Source organism: Kitasatospora sp. NPDC057940 (genome assembly GCF_042887425.1).
GTDB lineage: Bacteria > Actinomycetota > Actinomycetes > Streptomycetales > Streptomycetaceae > Kitasatospora.
The window spans coordinates 106,668-117,044 of record NZ_JBHVPH010000013.1 but is presented as its reverse complement, the minus strand read 5'-3'; the positions used below and the strand labels follow the sequence as shown (position 1 = coordinate 117,044).

The 10,377-nt window shown below is 73.7% G+C and carries 12 protein-coding genes; 9 read left to right on the top strand and 3 right to left on the bottom strand.

Going from position 1 to position 10,377, the window contains the following annotated elements:
• The 6 genes from ACFVTF_RS21000 to ACFVTF_RS20975 all read left to right on the top strand — a co-directional run.
• Window positions 1-809 (top strand): hypothetical protein (locus tag ACFVTF_RS21000; protein WP_387815420.1); only part of this gene is annotated, 809 nt, incomplete at its 5' end.
• Window positions 810-928: 119 nt separating this feature from the next.
• Window positions 929-2,359, top strand: coding sequence for a transglycosylase family protein (locus tag ACFVTF_RS20995; RefSeq protein WP_387815418.1), 1,431 nt, complete (start codon window positions 929-931; stop codon window positions 2,357-2,359).
• A gap of 343 nt (window positions 2,360-2,702) precedes the next feature.
• Window positions 2,703-3,572 carry a sphingomyelin phosphodiesterase gene (locus ACFVTF_RS20990; RefSeq protein ID WP_387815416.1) on the top strand — a complete coding sequence of 290 codons (870 nt, stop codon included), beginning with the start codon at window positions 2,703-2,705 and terminating at the stop codon, window positions 3,570-3,572.
• Window positions 3,573-3,640: 68 nt separating this feature from the next.
• Window positions 3,641-4,804, top strand: coding sequence for a hypothetical protein (locus ACFVTF_RS20985; protein ID WP_387815414.1), 1,164 nt, complete (start codon window positions 3,641-3,643; stop codon window positions 4,802-4,804).
• 236 nt (window positions 4,805-5,040) lie between these two features.
• Entirely contained in the window at window positions 5,041-5,580 is a 540-nt protein-coding gene (locus tag ACFVTF_RS20980) for a hypothetical protein (protein WP_371515285.1), read from the top strand.
• A gap of 81 nt (window positions 5,581-5,661) precedes the next feature.
• Window positions 5,662-6,375, top strand: a complete 714-nt coding sequence (locus ACFVTF_RS20975; protein WP_387815412.1) for a 2OG-Fe(II) oxygenase — start codon at window positions 5,662-5,664, stop codon at window positions 6,373-6,375.
• Between the two features lie 3 nt (window positions 6,376-6,378).
• Here the strand turns inward: ACFVTF_RS20975 and ACFVTF_RS20970 are convergent, their stop codons facing one another.
• Window positions 6,379-6,951, bottom strand: a complete 573-nt coding sequence (locus ACFVTF_RS20970) for an SMI1/KNR4 family protein (RefSeq protein WP_387815410.1) — start codon at window positions 6,949-6,951, stop codon at window positions 6,379-6,381.
• A gap of 175 nt (window positions 6,952-7,126) precedes the next feature.
• On the opposite strand from ACFVTF_RS20970, the gene ACFVTF_RS20965 reads away from it, so the two are divergent.
• A complete protein-coding gene (locus ACFVTF_RS20965; protein WP_387815408.1) occupies window positions 7,127-7,867 on the top strand; it encodes a hypothetical protein in 741 nt (246 codons plus the stop codon).
• A 22-nt stretch (window positions 7,868-7,889) separates the two neighbouring features.
• Here the strand turns inward: ACFVTF_RS20965 and ACFVTF_RS20960 are convergent, their stop codons facing one another.
• A complete protein-coding gene (locus tag ACFVTF_RS20960) occupies window positions 7,890-8,633 on the bottom strand; it encodes a class I SAM-dependent methyltransferase (RefSeq protein ID WP_387815406.1) in 744 nt (247 codons plus the stop codon).
• 268 nt (window positions 8,634-8,901) lie between these two features.
• On the opposite strand from ACFVTF_RS20960, the gene ACFVTF_RS20955 reads away from it, so the two are divergent.
• Window positions 8,902-9,216 carry a hypothetical protein gene (locus ACFVTF_RS20955; protein ID WP_371515280.1) on the top strand — a complete coding sequence of 105 codons (315 nt, stop codon included), beginning with the start codon at window positions 8,902-8,904 and terminating at the stop codon, window positions 9,214-9,216.
• Here ACFVTF_RS20955 and ACFVTF_RS20950 read toward each other — a convergent pair.
• Window positions 9,200-9,685, bottom strand: coding sequence for a Ser-Thr-rich GPI-anchored membrane family protein (locus tag ACFVTF_RS20950; protein ID WP_387815404.1), 486 nt, complete (start codon window positions 9,683-9,685; stop codon window positions 9,200-9,202). The two genes, ACFVTF_RS20955 and ACFVTF_RS20950, sit on opposite strands and share 17 nt — an antisense overlap.
• Before the next feature lie 241 nt (window positions 9,686-9,926).
• On the opposite strand from ACFVTF_RS20950, the gene ACFVTF_RS20945 reads away from it, so the two are divergent.
• Window positions 9,927-10,217, top strand: a complete 291-nt coding sequence (locus ACFVTF_RS20945; RefSeq protein ID WP_387815402.1) for a hypothetical protein — start codon at window positions 9,927-9,929, stop codon at window positions 10,215-10,217.
• Window positions 10,218-10,377: the final 160 nt, after the last annotated feature.

The window sequence follows — 10,377 nt, the reverse complement described above, 5'->3', positions numbered from 1 at the left end:
GCCGCTACGTCGTCGTCAACGGCACCGCCATGCACATCTCCGCCTCCGAGTGGACCGCCGACGGCTACAACCTCCAGTCCCTGATGGGCGTGCCCACCGACTGGCTGAAGGCCGCCATCGCCAAGCCCATGCCCAACGGCACCGTCCTGATGGACCAGTCCGGCACCGACCCCAGCCGCTACGTCGTCGTCAACGGCGCCGCCGTGCACATCTCCGCCTCCGAGTGGACCGCCGACGGCTACAACCTCCAGTCCCTGATGGGCGTGCCCGGCGAGTGGCTCAACGCCACGGCCAAGAAGACCGTCCCGGACGGCACCCTGATCAAGGGCCAGGCCGGCAACGACCCGTCGATCTACGTGATGGCCAACAACTCCGCACTGCCGATGACCAGCGCCGAGTTCGGCACCGTCTACGCCAACCAGCCGGTCCTGGGCGTCCCGGAGGAGTGGGAGGCCGCCGAGGTCGCCCGCCCGCTCGCCAACGGCACCCTGATCACCAACGCCGCCGGCACCGACTCCACCGTCTACGTGATGGCCGGCGGCCTGGCCGTCCCGCTCACCTACGCCGACTTCACCGGCTTCGGCTACGACAAGCTGCCGCTGCGCGGCGTCCCCGGCAGCTGGGAGCAGTCGGCCGCCGCCAAGAGCGCGCCCGCCGACGGCACCCTGCTCCAGTCCTCCGACGGCCCCACCGTCTGGCAGGTCGTCAACGGCGGCAGCAAGAAGGCGGCCGCGCCCGGCTCCTACAACGCCGCCGACGTGGTGAAGGTCCCGACCGCGCTGACCGCCAAGCTCCCCACCGTCGCCTGACGCACCCACCCCGCCAGGGCGGACCGGCCACCGCCGGCCGGGCCGCCCCGCGCCCGCACGCCCCGCACCCGCACACACCCGCTCATCCGACCCGCATCTGCCCCAGGGGGACTTCCGTCATGACCGCCGCCGCCCGCAAGACACCGGCCCTCGTCGCCGCCACCGCCCTGCTCGCCCTCGCCGCCCCGCTCGCCCTCGGCGGCCAGGCCTCCGCGGCCTCGGTGTCCACCTGGGACAAGGTCGCCCAGTGCGAGAGCGGCGGCAACTGGAGCATCAACACCAACAACGGCTACTACGGCGGCCTCCAGTTCTCCCAGAGCACCTGGCTCGCCTACGGCGGCAGCCAGTACGCCCCCTACGCCAACCGGGCGACCAAGCAGCAGCAGATCCTGATCGCCGAGAAGGTCCTCGCCAAGCAGGGCCAGGGCGCCTGGCCGGTCTGCGGCCCGGGGGCCAACCTGGGCGCCGACCACGCCAACCCCTACCCGGCCGGCACCTCCTACCCCGACCCGGCGTCGCTGCCCGCCGGCACGCTCGTCAAGTCGCCCAACGGCGCCTCGGTCAAGGTCCTGATCAGCGGCGCGGGCCTGCCCGTCACCGGCTCCGACGTCGCCCCCGACGGCTACGACCTGAGCAAGATCGTCCTGGTGGACGACGCCCGCTTCAACGCCCTGCCCACCACCCCGCCCGAGGGCACCGTCGTCCACGACCAGGCCGGCGGCAACGCCCGCTACGTCGTCGTCGCCGGCGCGGCGCTGACCATCTCCGGCGCGGACTGGACGGCGGCCGGCTACAACACCCGCCCCGACATGGGCGTCCCCACCGCCTGGCTGCAGAACGCGCTCACCAACACCCTCCCGACCGGCCTCGTCGTCCACGACCAGGCCGGCGGCAACGCCCGCTACGTCGTCGTCTCCGGCGCCGCCCTGCCCATCTCCGGCGCCGAGTGGACCGCCGACGGCTACAACACCCGCGCCGACATGGGCGTCCCCGGCGCCTGGCTCGCCTCCGCCACCCAGGCCACCGTCCCGAACGGCACCGTCGTCAACGGCCAGGCCGGCACCGACCCGTCGATGTACGTCATGGTCAACGGCAGCGCCCTGCACATCTCCGGCAGCGAGTGGACCGCCGACGGCTACAACACCAGGACCCTGATGGGCGTGCCCGAGGCCTGGCTGCAGGGCGCCGTCGCCAAGCCCCTGAAGAACGGCACGGTTATCACCGACGCCGCCGGCACCGACTCCACCGTCTACGTGATGGCCGGCGGCCTGGCGGTCTCCCTGACCTACGCCGACTTCACCGCCATGGGCTACGACAAGCAGCCGCTCATCGGCGTCCCCGGCACCTGGCTGGGCGCGGCCGCCGCCAAGAGCGCCCCCGCCGACGGCACCCTGCTGCTCTCGCCCGACAGCCCCACCGTCTGGCTGGTCGCGGGCGGCGGCAAGAAGGCCCTCACCGCGGCCGACTTCGGCCCCGGCAAGTACAGCCTCGCCGACGTGGTCAGCGTTCCGACCGCGCTGACCGCCAAGCTCCCGACCGCCACCGCGTAACCCCGGCCCCGACCACCCCGAGCCGCCCGGCCGCACCCGCCGGGCGGCTCGGACGCGTGCCGCCGTCCTACCGCGCGCCGTGCCGTGCCGTGCCGCGCCGTGCCGTGCTCGACCCCACTGCGGCCGGACGGGCGGCTGCGCACCGGCGCGGAATCGTCCGTGCACGCCCCGACCGGCTCCGCCGCGAGCCCGCAGTGCCTCCCGCGCCCCGTGGCGTCCGCGAGGGCACCGGCGCGTCGACGCCGACGGGCGCGGGCCGACCCCCTTCACTTGGGGGGCGGGGCGCCCCGGACCGGTTCCGCCGTGTGTGCGCCCCGCGCCCGCCGGTTCGGAGAGGACGGCCTTGAAGGTTCTGACGCACAACGTGATGTTCCTGTCCTGGCTGACGCAGAAGAGCGAGGGCGACTGGAACAACGCGGCGCGCTCGCGGCTGATCGCCGAGTCCGCGTACGTCGCGGACCACGACGTGCTGGTCTTCCAGGAACTCTTCGACCCCGGCCCCTCCGAGGAGCTGATGCAGGGCCTGGAGGGCCGGGGGTACCGCCACCGCACGCCGGTGGTCGGGGTGGACGAGTCGGGCTGGGCCGCCACGCACGGCCGCCAGATCTCCCCGCTGCACGCCCGCGGCGGGGTCGCGATCGTCAGCAGGTGGCCCATCCTGCGGATGGAGCAGTACGTCTACGACGTGGCCTGCGGCTGGGACGCCGAGGCCGCCAAGGGCTTCGCCTACGCCGTGCTGGAGGTCGAGGGCCGGCGCGTGCACGTGGTGGGCACCCACCTGCAGTCCGACGACGGCGCGTGCCTGACCGGCCAGGCGAGGATCATGCGCCGCTCCCAGCTGCGCGACATCGACGTCTTCCTGACGGACCGCCGCATCCCCGCGCACGAGCCGGTGATCGTCGCCGGGGACTTCAACACCGACCGCCACTCGCCCGACTTCCAGGACGTCCTGGGCTTCGGGAACCTCCAGGAGGCGGGCCCCCGGACCGGCTGGAAGTACTCCTTCGACACCATCGCCAACGACGCCGCCCTGCACCGCCACCCGGCCGACCCCGCCGAGGACACGGACCACGTCCTGCTCCGCAAGGGCCACGCCCCGCCGTGCGACGCCTGGACGAGCGAGGTCCTGAAGACCTCCTCGCCGAGCTGGGAGGCGGGCGGCCGGGCCTTCACCGACTACAGCGACCACTACCCGGTGACCGCGGGCCGCTGAGCCCGGGCCGGCCGCGGACCGGCACGCCCGTTCCGGCAGTCGCGAGCCGTCCGACAGGAGGAGCGGATATGAGCTACTCGGCACCACAGCAGTTCGGCGAACTCACCTTCGTCTTCAGCACCGGCGAGACCAGACCGCCCGAGGGCTACCACGCCCTGTGCAGCGTCATCCCCGACAACGCCCCGATGACCTGGGTGCGGGGCAGCACCGCCGGCTCGGCCGCGCTGGCCGAGCCCAGGCAGTGGCGCAAGGTCACCGACTCCGACGGGGTGCTGCGCGGCCTGGTGCCGGTGGCCCCTCCCGGGTACCGGGCGCTGAGCGCGCTGTGGTCCTCGGACACCGTCCACGGCCCCCGCGACGTCCTGCGCGACCTCGGCGGCGCGGCCTTCGTCGCCCAGGGCGACCTGCGCTGCGTGAAGGAGGAGATCGGCGGACGCCCCTACGTGGCCCTCGGCGTCTGGCGCGGGCGCGGCGGCCTGGAGATCCCCGAGACCGTCCGCCCCGAGACGATCCCCGGCGGCACGGGCTGCCTGCTGACCCCCGGCATCGCGACCTGGATCTCCTACTTCGACGGCGACTACGAGGGGGAGGACCCCGGCGACGTCCACGTGCTGGACGTGCCGCTGCGGCAGGTCCGCCGGGGGACGGCGAAGGGCCCGGCCGTCACGGGCGCAGGCGACGCGCCCGAGCGGACCGAGCCGGTCGTCGACCGGGAGGTGGTCCTCCCGTGCACCGCCGTCCTCGACCGGGGCGCGTCCACGGAGTGGATCCTGCGCAACTCGCCGACGTACACGGTGCGGCGCCAGCGGTTCCACACCCGGGTCGCGGTCACCGACCTGCGCCAGGACCCGGGCCCGGGCACGGTTCGCGCCACCGTCCCGTGGGGGGTGGACGAGGCGCAGTCGCAGGCCTGCCGCGAAGCCGTCGGCCTGTCCGCGGGGTTCGAGGCGGGCGTCGAGATCGAGGGCCTCGGCGCCAGGGCGGCCGCCTCCCTCAGCCGCGAACTCGGCTACGACAGCACGCGTTTCGTCACCGCCATGACCCGGGAACGGCAGGAGGTCCGCGCCCCCGCGCCGGGCCTGCACCTCACCGCGCTGTACGTCGAGAGCCACCGCATCGAGGTCGTCCGCAACGACCCGGACCACACGCCCCCCTCGGACCGGGCGGGCCTGACGTTCAACGCCCACGCCTCCTGGACGGCGCCCTCCCACCCGCCGCGACCGGCCCGCTGAGGGGCCTGCGCCGAACGGCCGCCGCGCCCCGGTTGCCGCTGTCACCACGGTGTTGACTGTTCATCAGATCTTGCGAACTCGTGGTCGTCGGCTGGTCGGGCCGGACGGGCGGTGGCTACGCTCGGCCGTGTCGTCCGATGGGGGGCGGCACCCGTCGTGTGCCGCACGCGCCCGGCCCTCGCGGCCCTCGGGCGTCGCAGCGGAGCACGCGCGGGCGGTTCCCACGGGAGTGGATCATGAGCTCTGTTGGTCGCAAGACCGTCGCGGTGATGGCCGCGGCCTTGGCCTCGCTGGGTGCGGGGAGCGCGGTCACCGCGTCCGCGGCCGCCTCGACGGCCCCGTCGTGCAGCGGGGCGGAGTGCCCCAGCCTCAAGCCGACCAGGCTCACGACCAGCCAGGCGAGCCTGAACGTCACCCAGATGCAGCTGGAGAACATCCACGCGATGGCCTCCGACGCGGTGACGGGGGAGCCCATCCGCGGTGCCCGGATCGTGTTCGCCACCGTGGGCGGCCGGACGCTGGGCGCGGCCTACACCGACTACGACGGCATCGCCGCGATCACCGCCCCCGAGAACCTGGGCCCCGGCACCTTGCAGGAACTGCTGGGCGGCTACGAGGCCGCGATGGTCGGCGACGGCGTCCACGCCCCGGCCGGCGCCCACGGGGCCATCACCATCGGCACCGACCAGGGCCCCGGCGTCCCGGGCAGCCCGTGTGCCGTGTGCAGCGACCGCGGGCTCAAGCAGGACGTGGTCCCGGTGGACTGGAGCCGGTAGGGGATCGGGTGCGGCACCGGGCGATGCGGCCCCGGGCGTGAGCGCGTCCGAGGCCGCGTGACGACGAGAGGGCGGGACACCATGGCAGGGCCGGACACCGCGACGGAGTCGGACACCGCGACGGAGCAGCCGTCGCCGGTGAGCACGGACGCGATCTGGCGGCTCCCGGTGACGGTCTGCCGCATCACCGGGCTCCTGGGCGAGCGGACGGCCGACGCCCTGCTGGAACGCGCCGTCGCCGTCGCCTCCGCCGGAGAGGCGCTGCAACCCTCCCTGATCGGGGACCGGGAACTGGCCCCCGACTTCCGCCGCTCCCGCTCGTGCCGGGAGTTCGCCGCGCCCGAACTGCTGGCGGCCGTCGACGAGGTGCTGGAGGCGGTCGAGCACACCCTGGGCGTCTCCTGCCGCAACACCGAGCCCGACTACACCCTCAACGTGCACAACGACGGCGACTTCTACCGGCCGCACCAGGACACCAGCGCCGAGTTCTCCCCCCGGCGCCTGCTCACCTTCGTCTACTACCTGCACCGCACGCCCCGGCCGTTCGGCGGCGGCGCACTGCGCGTGTTCGACGCCGCGCTGCCGCTGTACGGCGGGACGACGGGGGAGTGGGAGAAGCGCACCTGGCGGGACTGGGAGCCCGAGCACGACAGCATCGTGTTCTTCCGCCCCACCGCCTGGCACGAGGTGCGCCCGGTGCAATGCCCGAGCCGGCGGCCCGAGGACAGCCGCTTCGCCGTCAACGGCTGGCTGTGCAGCCCCGATCCGGCAACCGGGGCGAGCGGGGCGCGCTGACGCTCAGTCCTTCAGCATCACCAGCGGCAGCCCGCTGCCGTCCCAGGCGAGGCGCGTCTCGTCGGCCCGGTAGCGGTCGGCTTCCAGGTCGGCGGCGAAGGCCTCCAGGAACTCCCGCAGGCCGGCGGCCTCGTAGCCGGCCCGCCAGCCCTCGTGCGACCAGTCGATGATCTGGCCGCGGCGCTGCGGGACGGGCGGGTCCAGGTCGATGCAGATCACGTCGCCGTTGCCGATGGAGATGAAGGGGACCCATCCGGCGGACCAGGCGACGTCCCGGCGGATCACGCCGTCCTCCGCCCGCTCGTCCCAGGGCGGGTCCCCGGCGTCGACGGACCGCTCGCGCCAGTCGTCCACCATCGCGTCGAGCGGGTGGAGCGCGGCGTGTAAACCGATCAGGACCCCCGGCAGGCCGTCGTGGCAGCGGTAGGACTCCCGGACGTCCGGCGGGAGTTCCACCCCCATCGCGGTCTCCGCCGCCCGGATCTGCCCGTCGGTGGCGCCGGGCGGCATCGCGGCCGCCACCTCCGGGGCGATCCGCTCCAGCGCGGCCTCGATCCGCGCCCACAACTGCTGCATCGGGAAGCCCCCTTCGTCGTGCCGAGTCGTCGTGCCGAGGACCGGAACGTAGCACCGGCCACCGACAGTCGTCGGTCGCCGGGCGGTGCCAGGGCTCCTGTCAGAGGCGCCTGGTAGGAAGGGGCTGATCGTCAGCCGGCCGGCCGTCGACGCGTGGTCACCGAAGGAGATCCGGATGCCCGTGGAAGACACTCCCGTGCGGGAGGACGTCATGACGGCCGGGGCGGCCCTGCGGATCTACCCCGATCCGGCGGACGTCTTCGTCGCCGACCAGGCCGAGTTGGCCCGGCACCTGCACCCGCTGGTCTCGATCGACCTGGCCCAGGTCAACCCGGCCTGGCACGGGTGGATCCACCTGCTGAGCCCGTTGGAACCGTCGGAGGGCTGCATCGGCGACCACACCTCGGCCTTCCACACGGGGCTCCAGGCGCCCAACTGGCTCGGCTTCACGCTGGAGGGCGACCGCCTGCGCCTGGCCGGCGACGTGCGCTACTTCGCCCGGGCGGCGGGCCCGGGCGAAGTCCCCGACCCCTGGCCGGGGTTCCACGCCGACCTCGCCGAGCACTGCGAACGCCAGGAGCGCAGCTACCGGGCGCACCGCGACAGCTTCCGCCGCGAGGGCCGGCTCGTCCACCTCGGCGACGACGGCCTGCCGCACCCCGGCCACACCGGAGAGATGGCCCTCCTGGACCAGCTCGGCGGCTACGCCGACTCCGCCGGCAACTGGATCGAGACCGACGTGTTCCCGCTCGACTACGACGGCGACCGCACCTGGCCGGTCGGCCCGTCCGGCCGCCGCTTCGAGTTCGTGGCGGCGGTGCCCGGCTGGCACTACCGCGGCAGCGGCGCCGACTGGATCATGCTGTTCTTCGAACCCGTCGACCGACTGGCCCTGTTGACCTTCGACTGGAGCTGAGGCGCGGACGGCGCCGGGCCGGTCAGGCGCGGCAGCGCAGCAGTTCCAGCGGCGGGCTGGCGAGGAGGTCCGCCCAGAAGTCCTCGCCGAACTCGCGCAGGCCGGCTTCGGACACCTGCAGCGGGACCCACTCGGCGTCGCGGAACCCGGCCGCCCGCAGGCACTGCTCGTAGACCTCGCGGCGCGGGGCCGCGCCCACGATGCTGATCGGCTGCGGGTCGAGGAGGGCCGTGATCCGCACCCGCGGGCCCGTCTCGATCTCCTCGCCGGTCGGCTCGCAGCGGAACCCGTACTTGTCCAGGGAGGGGCAGTCGAAGCGGTAGTCGGGCTTCTGGGCGAGCACGAAGAACTCCCCGCCCGGCACCAGGCTCCGGTGGATGGTGCGGCACATCCGCTCCATCGCCGCGACGTCCTCGGCGTAGTTGAGGCACTGCACTCCCAGCGCGATGTCGAACTTCCGGTCGAGGGGACGCAGTTCGGAGACGTCGCCGACCTCGTAGCGCACACCCAGCGGCTCGCGCCGCTCGATCGCGCGCGCGGCGGCGACCATCTCGGCGGAGATGTCGACGCCGAGGACGTCGGTGGCGCCGCGCCGCTTGAACTCCCTGCTGTAGAAGCCGGTGCCGCACGCCAGGTCGAGGACCGACCGGCCGGCCACGTCCCCGACCAGGCCCAGGAAGCTCGGCACCTCCCCGTAGCGGATCATGGGCAGGGACTTGAACCCCTCGAACGCCTCGCCGATCCCGTCGTACTGCTGCACGCCCACGTGCCGCCCCTCCTGTGCGTCGCCCGCCGGGTCGCGGCCGTGGCGGAAAGTCTCCTCCGCCCCGCCGGGCCGCCGTACTGGCAGATGGCACAAAGAAGTTGGCCGGTGCATCGGGGGCGAACCCTCCTAACACCCAACACCGCTCTCCGGAGGGGCGGGAAACGCCGCCGAAGGTCCATTCGAGTGACGTCCCGCGTCCTCGCGTGTCCGAACGGCCACACTGGCACCGCTGAGGAAGCCAAGCCCGTCGTTCAAAGGAGACGAGTCCGTGAAGAGCCTCGGAAGGACGCTGGTCACCGTCGGTGCCGCTGCGGTTCTGTGCATCGCAGTCCCGTCCAACGCCCAAGCCGCGGAGGGGACTTTCACCTACATCAGCAACAACCAGGAGCACACGCTGGAGAACCCCGAGGGCGACCGGTGCTACGACCTCGGCCGCCGCGTCACCGAGCTGTACAACGACACCGACGCGGAGGCGACCGTCTTCCTCGGCGCCGGCTGCCGGGACGAGGTCAAGACCATCAGGCCGGGTGGTTCGAGCGCCCAGAGCGGCATCCGCTCGGTCAGTTTCACCGACGACGAGTAGCCGGCGCACCCGGCGGCGGGGCGGCCCGGCCGTCCGACGCGATCGTGAAGGGCTCGGACCAGTTGCCGGAATCACCGGACAGGACGACCCGGTAGTCGTCTCCAGGGGGGACGTCCGGCACGGTCACCTCCATCCGTCCCAGCAGGATGTCGAAGTCACGGGCGAGGACCCGGTCGAGGAGGGTGACGCCGCCCGCGCGCAAGGCGATGGACCCCGTGCGGTTGGTGATCTGCGCCGGCGGATCCGAGACGTCCCAGGTGACTTCGACCCGCTCGCCGACCCGCCACACCGCCCCCGCCCGAGGGGAGAGAACGCGCGGCACGTAGACGTCGCGCCGGGACGCGCGCTCGGCGGAGTGGGCGGCCACCGCCGGACCGGCGGCCTGCGCCGGCACCGTGGCGAGCAGGCTCGGCATGGCGGCGGCGGCCAGAGCCACCACGCCCAGGACGGGCCGGTTCCAGATCCTCATGGCCTCAGTGTCCCGGTTCGTCCCGGAGCGGGCGCACGGACGGGCGCCGCTTCCCTCGATCGGGGGAACGGTCGTCGGCGACGGACGGCCCGTGAGGGGGGCGTGGCCCGAGGCGTGAGGGCGGCAAGCGGCCCGTCAGCCGCGTGACGGGGGGTGCGGTGCGGGCGTCACGGCCCCTTTCCCGGTGCGGGTCGGTCGCCTACGGTGGGCCACCCCGAAGACTGAGGAGCGGAGGTTCCCTGTGGCGGAGGACGAGGCGACGACGCAGTACCGCAGCTACGCCTGGGAGGACGAGCACGGCGTCAAGTACGTGGCCGCCTACCCGGGCGACGAGGAGGCCGACGAGGAGCGCAAGGCCGAGCTGCGGGCGTTGGGTGCCCGCGTGTCGGCGGACCTGGTGGCCGAACAACAGGCCGAGCGGGAAGCCGAACAGCAGGCCGAGCGGGAGGCCGAGCGGCGGAGGGCCGGGCGGGCGGCCGGGCGCGCGGGGCCGGCGCTGCGCCTGATCCGTGGTGGGGGCGGCTCGTCCTGAGTGCGTGACCGGGCCCGCCGGTGCGCAGGGCGCGGACGGGCGGAGTGGGGGGGGGGGCCGGGCGCCCCCCCCCCCCCCGGGGGTGGGGGGGGGGGCGCCACCCCGTGGCTAATAAAAAAAGGAAGCGGCCGGCGCAAAAAATTTTGTAGATATAGGGGGT

Bases quoted from the DNA above. Each gene is read 5' to 3' on its own strand.
- ACFVTF_RS20995 (WP_387815418.1), top strand. From the start codon at position 929: ATGACCGCCGCCGCCCGCAAGACACCGGCCCTCGTCGCCGCCACCGCC.
- ACFVTF_RS20985 (WP_387815414.1), top strand. From the start codon at position 3,641: ATGAGCTACTCGGCACCACAGCAGTTCGGCGAACTCACCTTCGTCTTC.
- ACFVTF_RS20980 (WP_371515285.1), top strand. From the start codon at position 5,041: ATGAGCTCTGTTGGTCGCAAGACCGTCGCGGTGATGGCCGCGGCCTTG.
- ACFVTF_RS20975 (WP_387815412.1), top strand. From the start codon at position 5,662: ATGGCAGGGCCGGACACCGCGACGGAGTCGGACACCGCGACGGAGCAG.
- ACFVTF_RS20970 (WP_387815410.1), bottom strand. From the start codon at position 6,951: ATGCAGCAGTTGTGGGCGCGGATCGAGGCCGCGCTGGAGCGGATCGCC.
- ACFVTF_RS20965 (WP_387815408.1), top strand. From the start codon at position 7,127: ATGCCCGTGGAAGACACTCCCGTGCGGGAGGACGTCATGACGGCCGGG.
- ACFVTF_RS20950 (WP_387815404.1), bottom strand. From the start codon at position 9,685: ATGAGGATCTGGAACCGGCCCGTCCTGGGCGTGGTGGCTCTGGCCGCC.